The organism is Stenotrophomonas sp. NPDC077461, assembly GCF_049545475.1.
Taxonomy (GTDB): Bacteria; Pseudomonadota; Gammaproteobacteria; order Xanthomonadales; family Xanthomonadaceae; genus Stenotrophomonas; species Stenotrophomonas nematodicola.
In genome coordinates this window covers 373,348-392,496 of sequence record NZ_JBMWDO010000003.1, presented here as the reverse complement: position 1 = coordinate 392,496, position 19,149 = coordinate 373,348, and the positions used below count along the sequence as shown (strand labels likewise).

Here is a 19,149-nt window from a genome sequence, read left to right as displayed (position 1 = left end):
CGGCGCTACGGTCTGCCGGTACACCCGGAGACGCCCCTGCGGCCGCGCCGGGCCGGCGCCACCGCGATCCGGCGCCCGACTCCCCCGCCGCACGGCCACCGGGCGGCACCGAACCGCTCTGGAGCTTCCCATGACGCTGTACAACTCCATTCTGGACACCATCGGCAACACCCCGGTGGTGCGTCTGCATCGCCTGGCCCCCGACCACGTGACCCTGTACGCCAAGGTCGAGGCATTCAACCCCGGTGGCTCGGTCAAGGACCGGCTGGCGCTGGCGATCGTGCTGGATGCCGAGGCGCGGGGCCTGCTCAAGCCCGGGGACACCATCGTCGAGGCCACGTCGGGCAACACGGGCGTGGCCCTGGCGATGGTGGCCGCCGCGCGCGGCTACAAGTTCGTGGCGACGATGGTGGAAACCTTCTCGATCGAACGCCGCAAGCTGATGCGTGCCTACGGCGCCAAGGTGATCCTGACCCCGGCCGCCGAACGCGGCTCGGGCATGGTCCGCCGCGCGAAGGAACTGGCCGAGGAACACGGCTGGTTCCTGGCCAGCCAGTTCGCCAATCCGGCCAACCCGGCCTACCACCGCAACACCACCGCGCCGGAGATCCTGCGTGACTTCGCCGGCAGGCGGCTGGACTACTTCGTCACCGGCTGGGGCACGGGCGGCACCCTGACCGGCGTGGGTGAAGTGCTCAAAGTGGCACGCCCGGACACCCGCATCATCGCCACCGAGCCGCAGGGTGCGGCCCTGCTCAAGGGCGACGAGTGGAAGCCGCACAAGATCCAGGGCTGGACCCCGGATTTCGTGCCGGAGGTGCTCAACCGCAGCGTCTACGACGAGCTGCTGACCGTCGACGATGCCCGCGCCATCGAGACCGCGCGCCGCCTGGCGGCCGAGGAAGGCCTCTTCGTCGGCATCTCCGCCGGCGCCACGGTGGCCAGCGCGCTGGACATCGCCGCACGCGCCGAACCGGGCAGCGTGATCCTGGCGATGCTGCCCGATACCGGCGAACGCTACTTCTCCACCCCGCTGTTCGCCGACATCAACGAAGGCTCCGACGACGACTGGCTGGCCGGTCTGCCTTGATCCCCACGTTGTCCCGGTAGCCACCCGACGCCCACCCCACGGTGGGCGTCGTCGTATTCATCGCACCTGCGGCGCCTTCATCTGCCGTGAAGCCGGCGCACCGCATGGTGTCGGCATCGGGCAGCGCAACACCGGGTCGCACTGCCTGAGACGACGATGACGCAGCCTAGATGCCCTGCCCGTTACTGTGCAGGAAAGGATGTCATCCCGTTGGTTGGACCCGGACTCAGTAAGGAGCGGTACGCATGAAGATCGAAGTGTGGCAGGGCGACATCACGACCCTGGCGGTGGATGCGATCGTCAATGCGGCCAACGAATCCCTGCTCGGCGGCGGCGGCGTGGACGGCGCGATCCATCGCGCGGCCGGCCCGGCCCTGCTCGAGGCCTGCCGGGCACTACCGGAGATCCGCCCGGGCATGCGCTGCCCGACCGGCGAGGTCCGCGCCACCGATGCCTACGACCTGCCGGCGCGCTATGTGTTCCACACCGTGGGCCCGGTCTGGCAGGACGGACAGCGCGATGAACCGGCGCTGCTCGCCAACTGCTACTGGAAATCGCTGCAGCTGGCGGAAAAGCTGGACCTGCAGTCAATCGCCTTCCCGGCCATCAGCTGCGGCGTGTTCGGTTACCCGCTGCACCAGGCCGCACAGATCGCCGCCACCGAGACCCTGACCTGGCAGCGCTCACACCGCCAGCCGCGCCGCATCATCCTGGTGGCCTACAACGCCGCCACCTTCAAGGTCTACCAGCAGGCATTGGCCGCGCAGGGCCAGCCAGTGGAAAGCCCGGTACTCGCAGGCACCCCCGCATCGCCGGGGCGCACCGGCCTGGACCTGGATCTCGGTCTGCCGCCGGCCGCGGCACTCTAACCGCCGGCCGAGACCGGCACGGTCGGCAATACGCCGGCCGTGCCGTACACCCAGGCCTGGAAGAAGTCGTCGAGCGGACGGCCTGCGGCCTGCTCCATCGCGCGCTGGAAGTCGGCCGTCACCACCGCCCGCCCGTCGTGATCCCGGGTGTAGCTGCGCAGCCCCTGCCAGAACACCGCCTCGCCCAGTTCCTCGCGCAGCAGGTGCAGCACGTAGGCGCCCTTCTGGTAGACCACTGCACGGTCGTCGGCGCTGGGCGCATCCCACGCGGCGTAGACCAGTGCGTGATCGGTGCCCTTGGCGCGCAGACGGTCCAGCCGCGCCCGCCAGCCCGCCACCTGCCGTTGGTAGGCGGCCTCGCCCTGCGCATGCTGCAGCCAGGCCGCAGTCATGAAATTGGCCATGCCTTCGTTGAGCCAGAAGTGTTCCCAGCTCGCGCAGGTGACCCGGTTGCCCCACCACTGGTGCGCGGCCTCATGCACCATCAGCGCGGTCTTCTCCGGTGCCTCCAGCACCTCGGCGCCGTACGCCTCGGACAGCAGCGACACCCCGGCCAGTTCCTGCCCGATCGTGCGCGCCACCAGCGCCTGCTGGTAGTCGCCCCGATACGGCAGGCCGGCACGCTCGGCAAAGAAGGCCAGCATGTCCGCCGTGGGCGCGAACACCCGGCGCAGCTCGTCCGGCGAGCGCTCCGCCGACAGATAGCGCAGCGCCACCCTGCCCGGCTGCACCACCTCGCGGTACCGCCCGGCTGCGAAGCCGTACACGTAGCCGGGCATCGGCGTTTCCAACGCCCAGCGGTGCTGCACGCGGCCATCGGCCAGCGTGCGCGGCGCGAGCGCGCGTCCGGTGCCGGTCGCCAGCAGTCCTGCCGGCAGGGTCAGCGACAGCGACAGCGTCGCGCGCTCGTCCGGCGCGTCCACCGACGGCATCCACTGGCTGGTGGAGAAGATCGTGTACACCTCCTCGCGTGCCGGCGCGAACTCCAGCCCGAAGGCTGGCGCGCCGTGATAGGCGATCTCCAGGTCCACCTTGCGCCCGGCCCGCAGCGGCCGCGCCAGGGCGATCCGCACCTGCCCCTGCTCCCGCACGAACGTCAATGGCGTGCCGCCCTGCCGTACCGACGTGATGGTCAACGCACCGGCATCCAGGGTGATCTCCGCGAGCCCGGCACGCAGCGCGCGCAGCCGCACCACCTCGTTGCCGTGGATGCGCCCACCGGCGATGTCCGGGTCCAACGCCACCGCGTAATGCAGCACATCGAATCCCCGTACCGGTGATGCCCATGCTGCCGGAACGGACAACAGCCACCACAGTCCCAGCAGACCAGCGCAACGTTGCATCACCGGCAGACATCCCTGTGCGGAAAAAGAAGCGACATCCTGCCAGAACATGCGCTCCGTCGGCCGACCCGCAGTCGGCCCTGCGATGTGCGTCGCACTGCGGAACGCACGGACGGTCGCGGGCCGCGCGGAGGGCGGCAGGAAAAAAAACGCCGGCCCAGAGGCCGGCGTTGTTCAGCGCACGCAGGGCGTCGAACGGATCAGCCGTTCCACTTGCCCAACGCGGCCTGGCCGTTTTCCTTGGCGCGGTCGTAGACCGTCTGCTGCGCCTTGGCGACGTTGGCCTTGGTGTCCTTGGCCCACAGCTTCAGCGCGGCCTGCTGCATGGCACGACCGTAGGAGAAGCTCAGCGGCCACGGCAGGTTGCCCATCTGGTTCATCGCATTCAGATGCGCGGTCGACTGCTCGTCGCTCTGGCCACCGGACAGGAACACCACGCCCGGCAGGATCGCCGGCACGGTGCTCTTGAGGCACATCACGGTCGACTCGGCCACTTCCTCGACGTCGGCCTGCTCATCGCAGCCCTTGCCCGAGATGACCATCGACGCCTTCAGAATGGTGCCTTCCAGCAGCACGTTCTGCTGGTACAGCGCGTCGAACAGCGAACGCAGCGTGGCTTCGGTGACTTCGTAGCAGGTTTCGATGTCGTGGTCGCCGTCCATGATCACTTCCGGCTCCACCATCGGCACCAGGCCGCATTCCTGGCACAGGGCTGCATAACGGGCCAGCGCGTGCGCATTGGACTCGATGCAGGTGCCCGACGGAATGCTCTCGCCGATGTTGATCACTGCACGCCACTTGGCGAAGCGCGCGCCCAGCTTGTAGTACTCCTGCAGACGCTCACGCAGGCCGTCCAGGCCTTCGGTGACCATCTCACCCGGGCAGCCGGCCAGCGGGTGGGCACCCTTGTCGACCTTGATGCCCGGAATCATGCCGTGGTCGGCCATGTACTTGGCGAACGGCACGCCGTCCTTGGTGGACTGGCGGATGGTTTCGTCGTACAGGATCGCGCCGGAAATATGCTCGTTGAGCTTCGGCGTGGTGAGCAGCAGCTCGCGGTAGGCGCGACGGTTCTCCTCGGTGTTCTCGATGCCCACGCTGGCGAAGCGCTTGGCGATGGTACCGGTGGATTCGTCGATCGCGATGATGCCCTTGCCCGGGGCGACCATGGCCTGGGCGGTTTCGGCCAGCTGTTCGATGCTCATGTATTTCCTGTGGCGGGTGCGGGAAAACCGCAATTATAGCCCCCGCCTTCCGTGAACTGGCCGTCCACGGAATCTGGAAACGCTTTCAGACGCGCAGGCCCCGATGCGGCGTGATGTGGCCGGGACGCGTCCGGGCGTCGGGGGTGGCCGCGTGGCGGCGGACGCGTGCGGCCGCCGGGCCCCCGGTCTGCCGTGCAGACCGGGGTGCACCAGCGCGCAGGCGCGGACCCGTTACAGGTCGCCGAGGCCGCTCGCGCGGCCGTCTTCGCCCACTTCCAGCAGGCGCAGGGTGTTGGTCGCACCGTGGGTTTCCATGTGCTCACCACTGGTGAACACCACGCGGTCGCCGGCCTGCAGCAGGTTGGCTTCCACCAGCAGGCGGATGCTGCCGCGCGCCGCTTCGCGCGGGGTGAAGCCGCGGCTGTCAAAGTTGATCGGGAACACATCGCGCATCAGCGCCATCTGGCGACGGGCGCCATCATGGCGGGTCACCGCGAACACCGGTGCCGAGGCACGGAAGCGCGACAGGTAGCGGGCAGTGCCGCCGGATTCGGTCATCGCCACGATCGCGCGCACGCCGACGTGCTGGGACAGGAACATCGTCGCCATTGCGATGGCCTGATCGGCACGTTCCAGGTTGCGCGGCGAGGCGCCGAAGTCGGTCTCGGTCTGGAACTGGCGTTCGGCACCGAGGCAGATGCGCGCCATCGCTTCCACGGCCTTCACCGGGTACGCACCGGCGGCGGTTTCAGCCGACAGCATCACCGCATCGGTACCGTCGATGACCGAGTTGGCCACGTCCAGCACTTCGGCGCGGGTGGGGATCGGGCTTTCCACCATCGACTGCAGCATCTGGGTGGCGGTGATCACCACCTTGTTCTGCGCCAGCGAGGCCTTGATGATCTTCTTCTGCAGGCCCGGCAGTTCGGCGTCGCCGATTTCCACGCCAAGATCGCCACGCGCCACCATCACCACGTCGCTGGCGTCGACAATCTCTTCCAGGTTCTCGATGGCTTCGGTGCGCTCGATCTTGGACACCAGTGCGGCGTAGCAGCCGTGCGATTCGGCGATCGCGCGCGCATCGTTCATGTCCTGCGCATTGCGGCAGAACGACACCGCGATGAAGTCCACGCCGATCTTGGCCACGATGCCGATCAGTTCCTTGTCGCGCTCGGTCAGCGCGCCCAGCGACAGGCCACCGCCCTGCTTGTTCAGGCCCTTGCGGTCGGAGAGCACGCCGTCATTGAGGACCGTGTTGATGATGCGCTCGCCCTGCACTTCCAGCACCTGCAGCTGCATCAGACCATCGTCGAGCAGCAGCACGTCACCGGCCACCACGTCCTGCGGCAGGCCGAGGTAGCTCACGCCCACCTGGGTGCTGTCGCCGGCCGGTGCGTTCGGCGAGGCGACCAGGTCGAAGCGGTCGCCCGCTTTGAGATGGATCTTGCCTTCAGCGAAACGCTCGATGCGGATCTTCGGGCCCGGCAGGTCGGCCAGAATGCCCACTTCCACGCCCACCCGCTGCGCGGCGGCGCGCACGTCGGCGGCGCGCTTGGCCTGGCCGGACGGGTCGCCGTGACTGAAGTTGAGGCGGACCACGTTCACGCCGGCGCGGAAGAGATCCTCCAGCACGCCCGGCGGGTCGGTCGCCGGTCCGAGGGTGGCAAGGATCTTGGTGCGGCGCTGACGCTCAATCATGGTAAATGGGCTCCCGGGAAAGGGTCGAAATTAGCACACCCTTCACGTCCCATGAATACGTTTACAGCCTTGTCGTAGCTGGCTTTGTCCGATGTCCTGCAGACAGCGCAGGATGACAGGGCGGACATCCCGCCGCGTCAGCAGGACGCCAACGCCTGACCCTGTTGACTCTTCGCTCGACATGCGGCGGCGTACGGAACGCCGCCGCCGCCCTCAATCGATCAACGACAACAGGGCCTCCGGCGAGGCCGCGATGTGCTGCGCGCCTGCATCGCGCAGCTCATCGGCACCGCCGAATCCCCACAACACACCGATATTGCGCATCGCGTGATGACGCGCGCCGGCGATATCCATGCGCCGGTCGCCGATCATCCAGCACTGCTCCGGCACCCGTGACAGACGCCGGAGCGCCTCGGCCACCAGCTGCGGCTTCTCGCTGCGGCTGCCGTCCAGGGTCGCGCCGATCACATCCTCGAAGCAGCCCCCAAATGGCAGGTGCTCGATGATGCGGCGTGCATGCGGCTCGTTCTTGGCGGTGACGATCGCCAGCCGGTGGCCCCGCTCGTGCAGTGCCTGCACGACCTGGCCGATCTGCGGGTAGACCACGTGTTCTTCCCAGCCGAGCACCTCGAAGCGCTCGCGATAGAACGCCACCGCCTGCTCCACCTGTGCCGGATCATCGAACAGCGGCGCGAAGCTGGTGCGCAGCGACGGTCCGATCCAGCGCCGGAGTTCCTCCTCCGGCGGCACCGGCCGGTCCAACGCGGTGAGCGCATGCGCCACGCAACGGGTGATGCCCACGGCCGAGTCGATCAACGTACCGTCTAGGTCGAAGAAGAGCGTTGCACGTGCTTCAACGGCGGGACGGCCCACGGTGGTCACGCCCCGATCGTGGTCGATCACTGGCCGCGGGCCTCGAGCGCGGCCACCGCCGGCAGGGTCTTGCCTTCCAGGAACTCCAGGAACGCGCCGCCACCGGTGGAGATGTAGCTCACCTGGTCAGCGATGTCGTACTTGTCGACCGCGGCCAGCGTATCGCCACCACCGGCAATGGAGAACGCCGACGATGCGGCGATCGCCTGCGCCAGCGCCTGCGTACCGTGGCTGAACGCCTCGAACTCGAACACGCCGACCGGGCCGTTCCAGACCACGGTGCCCGCCTTGGCGATCAGCCCGGCGTAGTGCTGGGCGGTGTCCGGGCCGATGTCCAGGATCAGATCGTCCTCGGCCACGTCGGTGACCGCCTTGACCGTCGCTTCGGCGTCCGGCAGGAACTGCTTGGCCACCACCACGTCGGTAGGCAGCGGGATCTCGGCACCGCGCGCCTTGGCATCGGCCACGATCCTGCGGGCGGTGTCGAGCAGGTCCGGCTCGTACAGCGACTTGCCCACGGCATGGCCGGCGGCGGCGATGAAGGTGTTGGCGATGCCGCCGCCCACGATCAGCTGGTCGACCTTGCCGACCAGGTTGGCCAGCAGTTCCAGCTTGGTGCTGACCTTGCTGCCGGCCACGATCGCCAGCAGCGGCTGGGCCGGCGCGAGCAGCGCTTTGGCCAGCGCGTCCAGTTCGGCCATCAGCAGCGGGCCACCGGCGGCCACCGGGGCAAAGCGGATCACGCCGTGGGTGGAGGCCTGCGCACGGTGCGCGGTGCCGAACGCATCCATAACGAACACGTCGCACAGCGCTGCGTACTTGCGCGACAGCGCTTCATCGTCCTTGCCTTCGCCGACATTCATGCGGCAGTTTTCCAGCAGCACGATCGAGCCTGGCGCAACGTCGACACCGTCGACCCAGTCGCGCACCAGCGGCACCTCGCGGCCCAGCAGCTGCGACAGACGCAGCGCCACCGGTGCCAGCGAATCGGCGTCGCTCCACACGCCTTCGGTGGGGCGCCCCAGATGCGAGGTCACCATCACCGCCGCGCCCTTCTCCAGGGCCAGCTTCAACGTCGGCAGCGATGCGCTGATGCGCTGCTCGGACGTGATGCGGCCGTTTTCGATCGGTACGTTGAGGTCCTGGCGGATCAGCACGCGCTTGCCGGAAAGGTCGAGGTCGGTCATGCGAACGATGGACATGGGCAACTCTTTGGCGGAAAGGGAAAGGGCGCCGCGTACGACGCAGACGCCCATTGTAGATGACCCGCTTCGGCACATGGCCGGCAGGTGACGACGAGGGGTCGTCACCTACCGCGGCGTCTGCCGCAACAGGCTCACCGCAAACCCACCCACCACCAGCACACCGAGCACCAGCAGGCCCCACAGCAGCCAGCGCTTCCAGTCACGCACCGGCTGCACCGCTGCATCACCGCCAAGCGGCTGCGCCGGCCCCTGCACCGTCGCCAGCGCGGGCTGCCACTGGGCGCCCTGCTGCTCGCGCAGCTGCGCGATCACCGTGCCGACAGGTGCATCGATGCGCGCGGCACGCACGCTGCCGGCGGCAACGCTGAACGGCGGCTCGCCCTGGCTGAGGAAGACCAGCGCCTCGGGCTGGTAGCCCAGCTTCAGCGTCGGGGCGACGCCCCCCTGGCCCTGCGATGCCGCCAGCTTCCAGTAACGGTCGCGCGTGGCAACCGCCAGCGACTGGGCCTGCGATTGCCGGCGCGCGGCGGTGTCCTGCAACTGGTAGGCCACCCACGGGCCGGCACGCACCTGCCACGGCTGACCCGGATCATCGCGGCTGAGCAGCGTCCACTGCACCACGCTGTTGTCGGCGGTGGCGATGTCGGCCTGGGCAACCGGGAAGCGGCCGTCCAGCGTGTACTCGAACTCGCCCCGCGTGCCGGCAGTGCCGGTCAGCGAACGCCACTGCCACTGGATCGCCTGTGCGGGCGGCACGCGCTCGGCCTGCACTGCCGACAGCGCGGGAAGCGCATCGCCGGCTACCGGCAGAATGCGGAAATACTTCGCCTGGCGGCCGATTTCGATCCGGCGTTGCTGCAGGCGACGGCCATCATGCTGCAGGTCGACCAGCGGCACCTCATCGGCCACCCGCTGCCAGTCACGCAGATCGTCACTGGCGTCCACGCGCACGCGCACCTGCAGCGCCGCCGATGCCTGCCAGTCCAGCCGCAGCGCCTGCACGCTGCTGCGCAGCGCGCTGGCGTCGACCAGCCAGCCGCCGGGATCGGCGGTGCCGACACTGCGGCCCAGCCGTGCCTCGACCCGGCGCACACTGCCGTCGGTGTTGCGCTCGGTGAGCAGTTGCAGGTCGTCGCCCGCACCGCCGGCACGGGCCGGCAGCGGGAACCACGGCAGGGACTGCCATTGCGCGGCCTGCGCCAGCGGCTGGTCGGCCGACAGCAGCGCCGAGGGCAGCGCCTGTCCCTGCGCGTTGAACACCTGCACGTCGGCCAGCCGCGGCGAGACCGCGCTGCGGTACTGCGCCTCGCCCAGCATCAGCCGGTAGGCACCGGCCTGCGGCGAGGACAGCTGCAGTGGCCACTGCTCGCGGTAGTCCTGGCGGGCATCGGCCGCCGAAACAGCCGGCGCGGCCAGGGCAACGGAGAATGCGGCAATCAGACGGGCGACGAGGTTCACGGCTGCGGCTCCACGGTGGATTCCGGCGCACGCGGCGGCGCCGGTGCCAGGTAACCCACGACCGTGCACAGCAGGCCGTAGGCGATGAACGAGGCGATGCCAAGCAGGTTGCCCAGGTGCTGGCGATCGATCAGGACCAGCTTGGCCAGCACCACGCCCATCAGCACCGCGCCCACCAGCCACAGCAGGCGCTGGCCGCGCCGCGACCCCCAGACCCAGCTGATGACACCGAGCACGCTCCAGACCACGGTCAGGCTGGTCTGGGCCAGGGTCGACGACCACAGCGCCCGGTTCCACGGCACCGCGCCCCAGTGATGGACGGTGTGCAGCGTCGTGCTGGTCAGCAGGATGAAGCCGGCGATCGCCAGCAGCGGCACGCGCCAGCCGGCAGCGCCCGCCGGGGCGGCCGGTGACCACACCCAGCGCGCCAGCAGCACCAGCACGGCCATCTGAGCCAGCTCCATCGGATTGAGCAGCGGCAGCCACGGCAGCGGACGCGGGTCGCCAGCCAGCCACACGCTCACCCCCCATCCCAGCGCCAACACACCGAACCAGGTGCCCTGCAACGCCGGACGCGCAACGTCGAAGCGCTCGCCCAGTGGCAGCGACAGCCAGCGCCAGCGCTGCAACGACATGGCCACCACCACCAGCCAGGGCAGCATCGCCAGTGCGGCAGTCCAGCCCGGAGCCAGGGCGAAGCGGTCGGCCAGCCAGCCGGCCAGCAGGGTCAGCACGCTGGGCCACAGCATCCACCACACGAACTGGGCGGCCAGCGCAGTGCGGTCCTGCGCGCCACGCAGGCACCACAGCCCGCGTACGCCGAGCAGCGCGAACGCCGCCCAGGCCCAGGCACCGTGGCCGGCGAACGGCTGGTCGTGCACCGCCGCCTGCCACAGCGCCAGCGGGAAGGCGGCCAGCAGCATCGCCAGCGTGGTCAGCACCAGCGCACGTGCCGGCCCGCGCCGGTGCGCCTCGGCGGCCCCCCATGCGGTCACCGCAACGGCAACCAGCAGCGCGTCCGGACGGCTGTCATGGGCAACGAAGCGGACGATCTCGTGGCTCGCACTGCCGAGCCACCACAGCAGGCCCCACAGGTAATAGACGATGGCCGGCGCATCGTGGCCGGCGCGCCGGTAGCTGAAGGCAGACGCGAACCCGGCCAGCGCCAGCAGCAGGCCGCTCATGAAGGTGGGATTGGCGATCGCGGTGGCGTCGAGGTGCCAGTAATCGGCGCCGACCACGAAGCCGAACGCGGCGCCGAGCTGCAGCAGTGCCCCGGCAATCTGCGGCAACCAGCGCTGCTGGCGCAGGCCCAGCCACGCCAGCGCGGCGCCCTCCAGCGCGAAAACGCTGGCCGTGGCGCGTGCGGACAGGGCCAGCGGCACCGCCAGGGTGGCAAAGCCCACCGCCAGCACCGCATGCGACTGGCCGAGCGCGGCGTAGCGCGGGCGCCGGATCAACGCCCACGCCAGGCCCGCATAGACGGCCGCCAGCCCGAGCGCGCACAGCGCCAAGGCCAGACGGTTGTCGTGCAGCATGCCGGCCTGCAGCGAGAAGGCGATCAGCGGCGTGCCGAACACCAGGCTGCCATCGACCAGATCACGCTTCTCCGCCGGTTGCCGGCGGGCATACAGGATCGGGATGGCCAGGTAGAACGCGAAGAACAGCAGCAGGAACGGCTCGGTGCTGACGAACTTGTCCGGCGCGTACTGCAGCACGCCCCAGGCGGTCCCGATGCCGAAGGTGAACGCGAAGCCAAGCAGGTTCAGCGCGCGCCACGGCCGCCACCAGGCGATCGCCAGGATGGCCGTGTTGAGCACGGCATAGTAGGAGAACAGCGCAACGTGGTTGCCGCTGCCGGTGGACAGCCAGATCGGCGCCATGAACCCGGCCAGGATGCCCAGGACCGCCAATGTGCGCGAGTTCTGCACCACCGCCAGCACACCCATGCCGGCGATCAGCAGCACGCTCATGACGAACGCCGGCAGCGGATCGATCAGGTCGTAGCGTTTGAACGCGGCGAAGATCGTCAGCAGCAGGATGCCGATCGCCCCGCCCTGCAGGGCCAGCGCGAACAGCCGCCGACGGTCGCGCTGCAGCCAGCCGAACACCAGGCCGGCGAGTGCGCCGACGGCGATGCCGGCCAGGCGCATCTCGATCGGCGGATCCAGCCAGCCCTGGTCGCTGACGTACTTGAGCAGCGCGGCCACGCCGGCCAGCAGCACCAGCATGCCGATCTTGACCGGCACGTTGCCTTCGGTGAACCAGCGTTTGACCGCCGCCAGCGCACGTTCGGCCAGGTCCGGCCGATGCTCGTGGGGCTCCGGCTCGACCGGGCGGACGGGGGATGGCGTGGACACCGGGGCCGCCGCCTGCGGCAACGGCGGCGGCGCGGCGACCTGCGGCGGTGGCGGGGCTGCGACGGCCGACGGCCGCTCGACCCGCACCGGTTCGACCCCACGCGGCGGGGCAACGGGCGCCGCAACGGGCGCCGGCACGGCAATCTCCGGCGCTGCAGAACGTGCCTGGGCATCGGCCTGAGCGGCTTCCAGCGCGGCCACGCGCCGGCGCAGCCCGGCGATCATCACCAGCGCGACCACCAGCAGCACGGGCACCAGCAGCACCGCCAGTCCCAGCAGGACAATCAGAGCTTCCATTCCATCAGATCCTTATCGGCAAAGCCGCGGCCGCGCGCCTGGACGCGCATCCACGGTACGCGGCCATGCTAATGGATCGCGGCGGCGGGCAGCGCGATGCGGTTCCCAAACGCACGAACCCCGGCAGTGCCGGGGTTCGTGGGTACAGCGGGAAGGCGCGGCGCGATTACTTCGCGGCCACGACCTTGGCCATTTCCAGGCACTTGTTGGAGTAGCCCCACTCGTTGTCGTACCAGGACACCAGCTTGACGAAGGTGCCGTCCAGCGCGATGCCGGCGTCGGCGTCGAACACCGAGGTGTGGGTCTCGCCGCGGAAGTCGGTCGCCACGACCTTGTCTTCGGTGTAGCCCAGCACGCCCTTCAGCGCGCCTTCGCTCTGTGCCTTCACTTCGGCGCAGATCTCGGCGTAGGTGGCTTCCTTTTCCAGCTCGACGGTCAGGTCAACCACCGACACGTCCGAGGTCGGCACGCGGAAGCTCATGCCGGTGAGCTTCTTGTTCAGCTCGGGAATCACCACGCCCACGGCCTTGGCTGCACCGGTGGAGGACGGAATGATGTTCTCCAGGATGCCGCGGCCGCCGCGCCAGTCCTTGTTGGACGGGCCGTCGACGGTCTTCTGGGTGGCGGTGGCCGCATGCACGGTGGTCATCAGGCCGCGCTTGATGCCCCACTTGTCGTTGATCACCTTGGCCAGCGGGGCCAGGCAGTTGGTGGTGCACGAAGCATTGGAGACGATGGCCTGGCCGGCGTAGGTCTTGTCGTTGACGCCGAACACGAACATCGGGGTGTCGTCCTTCGACGGCGCCGACATGATCACCTTCTTCGCGCCGGCATCGATGTGCTTCTGCGCGGTGTCCTTGGTCAGGAACAGGCCGGTCGATTCGATGACCACGTCCACGCCCACCTCGTCCCACTTCAGGTTGGACGGGTCGCGTTCCTGGGTCAGGCGGATCTTCTTGCCGTTGACCAGCAGGTCGCCGCCGGACACGGCCACGTCGGCCTTGAAGCGGCCATGCACGGAGTCGTATTTCAGCATGTAAGCCAGGTAGTCCGGCTCGAGCAGATCGTTGATGGCGACGATTTCGATGTCATTGCCGAAGTTCAGCACGGCCGAGCGCAGCACGTTGCGCCCGATGCGACCGAAACCATTGATGCCAACCTTGATTGCCATGTTCACAAGCTCCTGCAGCCGCGACGGTGCGGCGCCGATGGTAAGGGGCCGTCATTCTAGCAGGGCCGGACCGGCCCGTTTCCGGCCCCGGCCGGAGGTAAACGGTTACACACCGCGAACCGGGGATTGATCAGAATCAAGGCGCCGGCGGGCACGGAGGGGAACACTGGCCCCACTCCATTCCACCCCGCAACGAGACACCCTCATGCGCAAGACCGCCCCCCTCCTGCTGTCCAGCCTGGCCGCCGCCCTGGCGCTGGCCGCCGCCCCCGCAATGGCCCAGTCCAAGGGCGACTGGACGATCGGTGCCGGCGTGCACCAGGTCGCCCCGAAGTCGAACAACGGCGCACTGGCCGGCGGAACGCTGAAGGTCGACGTCGACAACGACATCAAGCCGACCATCACCGGCGAATACTTCATCGCCGACAACCTGGGCATCGAGGTGCTGGCCGCGCTGCCGTTCAAGCACGACATCAACATCGCCGGCCTGGGCCGCGTGGGCAGCACCAAGCACCTGCCGCCGGTGGTCTCGCTGCAGTACCACTTCAACAGCAAGGGCAAGGTCTCGCCGTTCGTCGGCGCCGGCCTGAACTACACCACCTTCTTCAGCGAGGAAACCGGCGGCGCGCTGGCCGGCAGCTCGCTGAAGCTGGACGACTCCTGGGGCCTGGCCGCGCACGCCGGCGTGGACTTCGCGGTCAGCGACAAGGGCTCGCTGCGTGTGGATGTGCGCTGGATCGACATCGACACCGGGGTCAAGCTCGATGGCGAGAAGATCGGCACCGTCAACATCGACCCGCTGGCCTACGGCGTGTCCTACGTATTCAAGTTCTGATCGGCGGATCGGAACCCCACCGCGCAACACCCCTCGCAGCAAAGCGCTTTCCCCGGCTCCGGCCGGGGATTTTTTTATCTGCCGGGTTCCCCCGTCGCCGCAGCCCCGTAGAGCCGGGTTCTACCCGGCTGCCGTCCAGCGCGGCAGCCCCGCAGCCCCCGTCAGTCCAGCAGGTGACGCCCTGCCGCCTGCGCGTGCAGCGCGGCGGTGTCGAACAGTGGCACCGTGGCGTCCTCGTCGGTGACCAGCAGCATGATTTCGGTACAGCCCAGGATGATGGCCTGCGCGCCCCGCTCCACCAGCCGCTGCATCACCCCACGATAGGCGTCGCGCGATGCCGGCAGGACCCGGCCCTGTACCAGCTCGTCGTAAATGATCCGGTGGACCACGGCGCGGTCGTCCGCCTCGGGCACAAGCACCTCCAGACCGAAGCGTTCGGCCAGCCGTACGCGATAGAAGTCCTGCTCCATCGTGAACGCGGTGCCGAGCAGCCCAACCCGCTGCAGGCCCGCCGCCTGGATCAGCGCGCCCACCGGATCGGCGATATGCAGCAGCGGCACGCCGATGGCCGCCTGTACCGCATCGGCCATGAGGTGCATGGTGTTGGTGCAGATCACGATGGCGGTCGCACCTGCCGCTTCCAGACGACGCGCCACGTCGACCATCGCGCGGGTCGCCGCGGCCCAGTCACCGGCCCGCTGCAGCGCCTCGATGTCGGCAAAATCGAACGACCACATCAGCAGGCGCGCCGAATGCATTCCGCCCTGGGCGTCGCGCACCTGCTCGTTGATCATCCGGTAGTAGTGCGCCGAGCTTTCCCAGCTCATGCCACCGATCAAGCCCAGGACCTTCTGCACCGCTGCCGCTCCCGTGGTTGGCCAGCGCCCAGCCTACCCGCCCTGACGGCCGGCCGGCCAGATCCGGGCAAACCCGGCGGTGGACGCGCCCGCTAGAATGCAGCCGATGAACATCGCCTCCCTGCTTCCGGCCGCCGCCCTCGCGCTGGCCCTCACCGCCGTTTCCACCGATGCCCTCGCCTGGGGCGCACAAGGCCATCGCCTTGTCGCCCGCGTCGCCGAAGTCCGCCTCACCCCGCAGGCCAAGGCGCAGGTCGACCGTCTGCTGGCCGGCGAGCCCGACCCGACCCTGCACGCCATCGCCCCCTGGGCCGATGAACTGCGCGCCAAAGACCCCGGCCTGGGCCGCCGTTCGGCGCGCTGGCACTACGTCAACATCGGTGAAGACGATTGCCGCTACGCCGTGCAGAAGCACTGCAAGGGCGGCAACTGCGTGGTCGAGGCACTGAAGGCGCAGACCGCCATCCTTGCCGACCGCACCCGTCCCGATGCCGAGCGCGCGCAGGCGCTGAAATTCGTTGTGCATTTCGCCGGCGACATCCATCAGCCGATGCATGCCGGCTACGGGCACGACAAGGGCGGCAACGACTTCCAGGTGCAGTTCAACAACCGTGGTACCAACCTGCACTCGCTGTGGGACAGCGGCATGCTCAATGCGCTGAAGCTGGACGATGACCAGTATCTGGCGCGCCTGATGGCACTGCCCGCGCCGAAGGTGGACAAGCGCTCGAAGATCGACCGCGACGCCGTGCAATGGGCCCAAGCCAGCTGCCGCATCGCCATTGCACCCGGCGTTTACCCGGACAGGCGTACGCTTCCCACGTCGTATGCCGCGACCTACCGCCCGGTCGCCGAGCGTGAGCTGCGCCTGGCCGGCGAGCGCCTGGCCGTGCTGCTCAATGACACGTTGGGCAAACGCTGAGGCACCCCCATGACACCGCACGTCGCCAGCTTCTTCCATCCGGACAGCCACACCTTCAGCTACGTGGTGCACGACCCGGCGACGCGGCAGGCCGCCGTGATCGATCCGGTGCTGGATTACGATCCGGACACCGACGCGCTCGGTGCCGGGCCGCTGCAGCCGCTGCTTGCACATGTGCGCGAGCACGGCCTGCAGGTGCGCTGGCTGTTGGAAACCCACGCCCATGCCGACCACATCAGCGCCGGCCGCTGGCTCAAACCGCATTGGCCACAGGCCACGCTGGCGATGGGCCAGGGCATCGTGCAGGTGCAGCGAACGTTCGCCCCACGCTATGCACTGGACGTGCCGACCGACGGCTCGCAGTTCGACCATCTGTTCGCCGATGGCGAGCGCTTCGCGCTCGGTGACATCGCCGCCGAGGTCATCGCGGTGCCGGGCCATACCAGCGACAGCGTGGCCTACCGCATCGGCGATGCGCTGTTCACCGGCGATTCGCTGTTCATGCCCGATGGCGGCACGGCACGCTGTGATTTCCCGGGCGGCGACGCCGCCCAGTTGTACTGTTCCATCCAGCGGCTGCTCGCCCTGCCCGATGCCACCCGCGTGTTCATCTGCCACGACTACGGCCCGGGTGGGCGCGAGGTCGCCAATGAAACCACCATCGGCGACCAGCGCGCGCGCAACATCCACCTGCGTGACAATGTCAGCCTGGCCGAGTTCGTCGCCACACGACAGGCCCGCGATGCGACGCTGGCCGAGCCGAAGCTGATGCATCCGTCAGTGAAGGCGAACCTGCAGGGCGGCCCGCAACGCGCCACCTGAGCCCTGCCGCCACCGGCGCTCAACGACGCTGGCGGCGAACCGTGTGCTGTCCGTTCACGATCTCGAAGGTGAACGCGTAGAGCAGGCTGACCGGCACCGGCTCGATGCGCTCGGCCCCTGTGCAATCGCCCCGATCACTCGGCACCTGGCCGGCGGGATAGTGGCACACCGCTGCGGGCGAGTAGCGCCACTGCGCCACCGCCGCCTGCGCGGCGTCCAGCAGGGGCGTGTTCTCTGCCGCGGTGGCGGCATTGCACGACTCGCGATCGGTCAGCGGCAGGCTGCGTTCCACCCGGCCCTCGGCATCCACCACCACCTGCAGGCAGATCGTGGTCGGCGCGAGTGCGCGGCGCGGATCGCGGTCGCCGACCACCGGATCGGGCGCGGCATAGAGCTGCGGCATGCGGTAGCCTTCGCTTGCCTTCAGCGTGTACGGCTGCACCTGCCCGGCACCCCCGTCGGCGCCGTCCACGTTCAGCCGCTGATGATCCACGTTTTCCCTGCGGGTATCGACGGTGGTGAGCTGGTCGTGACCGGCGCAGCCGCCGGTCACCAGCACCGACACCAGCAGCGGTGCCAGGGCATGCCTCATTGGCCAGGGCCGGTGTCGTCGAGCTTGAACGACATCGGTATCTTCAGCGCCGTGGCAACCGCCTTGCCGTCCCGGAGCGCCGGTTCGAAGGTCCACTGCTTCGCCGCGGCGATGGAGGCCGCATCGAACACGCCGGCCGGCGTCGACGTCAACACCCGGATGTCGCCGGTTCTGCCCTGCGCATCCACTTCCACGCGCAGCAGCACCTCGCCCGACACGCCCTGTTCGAATGCGCTGCGCGGATACTGCGGCGCTGCCATCTCCTTCGGCTTGGCATTCACCTGCACTGGTGCGGCACCGGTACCCTGCCCGGCCCATGCGATCCCGCCAAGCCCCACGCACAACCCCACCACCAGTACCTGCCCGGACAACCACGGCAACGCCTTCCGTTTGTGCTGCTTCAGCATGGCAATACGCTCCTTCAACATGGGTTGGCTGCGCCAGTGGCATGCCATCGGCGCAACCGGGTGGGCCAACTGCGCCTTCAACAGCGCGTTGGCATAAAGACGGCGCAGGGCCGGATGCGGATCGACCGTGCGCGCGTCGCAGGCCAGTTCCTGGTCGCGCAGCAGGCGGCGCACGGTCCACGGCAGCAGCGGATGGAACCAGAACACGCAGCGCAGTACCGCCAGCGCCGCATTGGCCCACGGATCGCCATGCCGCCGGTGGCTGTGTTCGTGGCGCAGGATCAGGTCCTGTTCGGCAGGGCTGAAGCGCTGTTCGAAATCCGGGCCGACCACCACGCGCGGCCGCCACAGGCCCACCAGCGCCGGCAGACCGGGATCGCCCTGCGCCTGCCAGCTGCCATCGACACGCGGCTGCAGGCGGCCGAGCGCCCGTTCGAAGCGGCGCTGCGCACGCCAGCTGGCCGTGGCCATCGCCAGCGCACCGGCCAGCCACGCGGCAAACAGCAGCAATGGCCACACCGGCGTATCGGCGGACATATCCGGTGCGCGCAGCGCGGCCGCCACCCCCTTCACCGGCGCGGACCCGGTGATCGGGAGGTTCGGCAACGGCAGGTACGGCACCACCAGCAGCATCGGCAGCAGCCACCAGCCGCGGTACGCCAGCGCCGCGCCGCCCAGCCTCAGCAGCACCGGCCGTATCGCGGCCAGCACCAGCACGGCCACCGACAGCCACACGCTGGCCTGCAACAGTGCGTTGAGCAGCTCAGTCATGGTCCAGCTCCTGGATCAGCTTCCTGAGGTCGGCGATGTCCTGCGCGCTCAGCTCGCCACGCTGGCTGAAGTGCGCCACCAGCGGCGCCACGCGCCCGTCGAACACACGCCCGAGAAAGCCCTCGCTCTGCTCGGCCACCCACGCCTGCCGCTGCAGCACGGGCGAGTAGCGATAGCGGCGGCCGTCGCGGCTGGCACTGATGGCCCCCTTGGTCAGCAGGCGATTGAGCAGCGTCTTGATGGTGGGCTCGGCCCAGTCGCGATCGGCCAGGGCGGCCACCACCTCGTCGGCGCCCAGCGGATGGTTGCGCCACAACACGTCCATTACCACGGCTTCGGCTTCGCTGATCTGGCTCATCATTTACATCCGTAAT

Annotated in this window: 17 protein-coding genes; 5 read left to right on the top strand and 12 right to left on the bottom strand. The window is 69.0% G+C overall.

Features of this window, described 5'->3' with window-relative positions:
* Positions 1-130 precede the first annotated feature (130 nt).
* A complete protein-coding gene (gene cysK / locus ACPEH8_RS08345; RefSeq protein WP_136002998.1) occupies positions 131-1,090 on the top strand; it encodes a cysteine synthase A in 960 nt (319 codons plus the stop codon).
* 245 nt (positions 1,091-1,335) lie between these two features.
* Positions 1,336-1,959, top strand: coding sequence for an O-acetyl-ADP-ribose deacetylase (locus ACPEH8_RS08340; protein ID WP_017356575.1), 624 nt, complete (start codon positions 1,336-1,338; stop codon positions 1,957-1,959).
* Here ACPEH8_RS08340 and ACPEH8_RS08335 read toward each other — a convergent pair.
* From ACPEH8_RS08335 to gap, 8 genes are all read right to left on the bottom strand, one after another.
* Entirely contained in the window at positions 1,956-3,302 is a 1,347-nt protein-coding gene (locus tag ACPEH8_RS08335) for a M1 family metallopeptidase (RefSeq protein ID WP_423666489.1), read from the bottom strand. The two genes, ACPEH8_RS08340 and ACPEH8_RS08335, sit on opposite strands and share 4 nt — an antisense overlap.
* Positions 3,303-3,502: 200 nt before the next feature.
* Entirely contained in the window at positions 3,503-4,507 is a 1,005-nt protein-coding gene (locus ACPEH8_RS08330) for a class I fructose-bisphosphate aldolase (RefSeq protein WP_017356577.1), read from the bottom strand.
* A gap of 231 nt (positions 4,508-4,738) precedes the next feature.
* Positions 4,739-6,205 carry a pyruvate kinase gene (pyk, locus tag ACPEH8_RS08325; RefSeq protein ID WP_017356578.1) on the bottom strand — a complete coding sequence of 489 codons (1,467 nt, stop codon included), beginning with the start codon at positions 6,203-6,205 and terminating at the stop codon, positions 4,739-4,741.
* Positions 6,206-6,418: 213 nt separating this feature from the next.
* Entirely contained in the window at positions 6,419-7,087 is a 669-nt protein-coding gene (locus ACPEH8_RS08320) for an HAD hydrolase-like protein (RefSeq protein ID WP_229296481.1), read from the bottom strand.
* A gap of 17 nt (positions 7,088-7,104) precedes the next feature.
* Positions 7,105-8,280 (bottom strand): phosphoglycerate kinase, encoded by a 1,176-nt coding sequence (locus tag ACPEH8_RS08315; RefSeq protein WP_017356580.1) that lies wholly within the window; start codon positions 8,278-8,280, stop codon positions 7,105-7,107.
* Between the two features lie 108 nt (positions 8,281-8,388).
* The gene (locus tag ACPEH8_RS08310; protein ID WP_166473383.1) at positions 8,389-9,741 is read right to left on the bottom strand and encodes a DUF3999 domain-containing protein; all 1,353 of its coding nucleotides are present in this window, start codon (positions 9,739-9,741) and stop codon (positions 8,389-8,391) included.
* Positions 9,738-12,398 (bottom strand): DUF2339 domain-containing protein, encoded by a 2,661-nt coding sequence (locus ACPEH8_RS08305; RefSeq protein WP_423666487.1) that lies wholly within the window; start codon positions 12,396-12,398, stop codon positions 9,738-9,740. The genes ACPEH8_RS08310 and ACPEH8_RS08305 overlap by 4 nt, the downstream gene beginning before the upstream one ends.
* Positions 12,399-12,564: 166 nt before the next feature.
* Positions 12,565-13,569: a type I glyceraldehyde-3-phosphate dehydrogenase gene (gene gap / locus ACPEH8_RS08300; protein ID WP_017356070.1), complete on the bottom strand. Its 1,005-nt coding sequence runs from the start codon at positions 13,567-13,569 to the stop codon at positions 12,565-12,567.
* 205 nt (positions 13,570-13,774) lie between these two features.
* On the opposite strand from gap, the gene ACPEH8_RS08295 reads away from it, so the two are divergent.
* Complete coding sequence (locus ACPEH8_RS08295) at positions 13,775-14,404, top strand: OmpW/AlkL family protein (RefSeq protein WP_017356071.1); 630 nt, start codon at positions 13,775-13,777, stop codon at positions 14,402-14,404.
* 161 nt (positions 14,405-14,565) lie between these two features.
* Here the strand turns inward: ACPEH8_RS08295 and ACPEH8_RS08290 are convergent, their stop codons facing one another.
* A complete protein-coding gene (locus ACPEH8_RS08290) occupies positions 14,566-15,261 on the bottom strand; it encodes an aspartate/glutamate racemase family protein (RefSeq protein WP_136002996.1) in 696 nt (231 codons plus the stop codon).
* A gap of 97 nt (positions 15,262-15,358) precedes the next feature.
* Here ACPEH8_RS08290 and ACPEH8_RS08285 point away from each other — a divergent pair, with 97 nt between their 5' ends.
* Positions 15,359-16,183: a S1/P1 nuclease gene (locus ACPEH8_RS08285; RefSeq protein WP_017356073.1), complete on the top strand. Its 825-nt coding sequence runs from the start codon at positions 15,359-15,361 to the stop codon at positions 16,181-16,183.
* Positions 16,184-16,192: 9 nt separating this feature from the next.
* Positions 16,193-17,005, top strand: coding sequence for an MBL fold metallo-hydrolase (locus tag ACPEH8_RS08280; protein WP_423666486.1), 813 nt, complete (start codon positions 16,193-16,195; stop codon positions 17,003-17,005).
* Between the two features lie 19 nt (positions 17,006-17,024).
* Here the strand turns inward: ACPEH8_RS08280 and ACPEH8_RS08275 are convergent, their stop codons facing one another.
* From ACPEH8_RS08275 to ACPEH8_RS08265, 3 genes are read right to left on the bottom strand one after another with little or no spacing between them, the layout of a single operon-like run.
* A complete protein-coding gene (locus tag ACPEH8_RS08275) occupies positions 17,025-17,597 on the bottom strand; it encodes a hypothetical protein (protein ID WP_153164709.1) in 573 nt (190 codons plus the stop codon).
* Positions 17,594-18,775 (bottom strand): TonB family protein, encoded by a 1,182-nt coding sequence (locus ACPEH8_RS08270; RefSeq protein ID WP_153164710.1) that lies wholly within the window; start codon positions 18,773-18,775, stop codon positions 17,594-17,596. Before ACPEH8_RS08270 ends, ACPEH8_RS08275 begins: the two co-directional genes overlap by 4 nt.
* Positions 18,768-19,133 (bottom strand): BlaI/MecI/CopY family transcriptional regulator, encoded by a 366-nt coding sequence (locus tag ACPEH8_RS08265; RefSeq protein WP_136002991.1) that lies wholly within the window; start codon positions 19,131-19,133, stop codon positions 18,768-18,770. Before ACPEH8_RS08265 ends, ACPEH8_RS08270 begins: the two co-directional genes overlap by 8 nt.
* Positions 19,134-19,149 lie beyond the last annotated feature (16 nt).

Bases quoted from the DNA above. Each gene is read 5' to 3' on its own strand.
- cysK (WP_136002998.1), top strand. From the start codon at position 131: ATGACGCTGTACAACTCCATTCTGGACACCATCGGCAACACCCCGGTG.
- ACPEH8_RS08340 (WP_017356575.1), top strand. From the start codon at position 1,336: ATGAAGATCGAAGTGTGGCAGGGCGACATCACGACCCTGGCGGTGGAT.
- ACPEH8_RS08335 (WP_423666489.1), bottom strand. From the start codon at position 3,302: ATGCAACGTTGCGCTGGTCTGCTGGGACTGTGGTGGCTGTTGTCCGTT.
- ACPEH8_RS08330 (WP_017356577.1), bottom strand. From the start codon at position 4,507: ATGAGCATCGAACAGCTGGCCGAAACCGCCCAGGCCATGGTCGCCCCG.
- pyk (WP_017356578.1), bottom strand. From the start codon at position 6,205: ATGATTGAGCGTCAGCGCCGCACCAAGATCCTTGCCACCCTCGGACCG.
- ACPEH8_RS08315 (WP_017356580.1), bottom strand. From the start codon at position 8,280: ATGTCCATCGTTCGCATGACCGACCTCGACCTTTCCGGCAAGCGCGTG.
- ACPEH8_RS08305 (WP_423666487.1), bottom strand. From the start codon at position 12,398: ATGGAAGCTCTGATTGTCCTGCTGGGACTGGCGGTGCTGCTGGTGCCC.
- gap (WP_017356070.1), bottom strand. From the start codon at position 13,569: ATGGCAATCAAGGTTGGCATCAATGGTTTCGGTCGCATCGGGCGCAAC.
- ACPEH8_RS08295 (WP_017356071.1), top strand. From the start codon at position 13,775: ATGCGCAAGACCGCCCCCCTCCTGCTGTCCAGCCTGGCCGCCGCCCTG.
- ACPEH8_RS08285 (WP_017356073.1), top strand. From the start codon at position 15,359: ATGCAGCCGATGAACATCGCCTCCCTGCTTCCGGCCGCCGCCCTCGCG.
- ACPEH8_RS08280 (WP_423666486.1), top strand. From the start codon at position 16,193: ATGACACCGCACGTCGCCAGCTTCTTCCATCCGGACAGCCACACCTTC.
- ACPEH8_RS08275 (WP_153164709.1), bottom strand. From the start codon at position 17,597: ATGAGGCATGCCCTGGCACCGCTGCTGGTGTCGGTGCTGGTGACCGGC.
- ACPEH8_RS08270 (WP_153164710.1), bottom strand. From the start codon at position 18,775: ATGACTGAGCTGCTCAACGCACTGTTGCAGGCCAGCGTGTGGCTGTCG.
- ACPEH8_RS08265 (WP_136002991.1), bottom strand. From the start codon at position 19,133: ATGAGCCAGATCAGCGAAGCCGAAGCCGTGGTAATGGACGTGTTGTGG.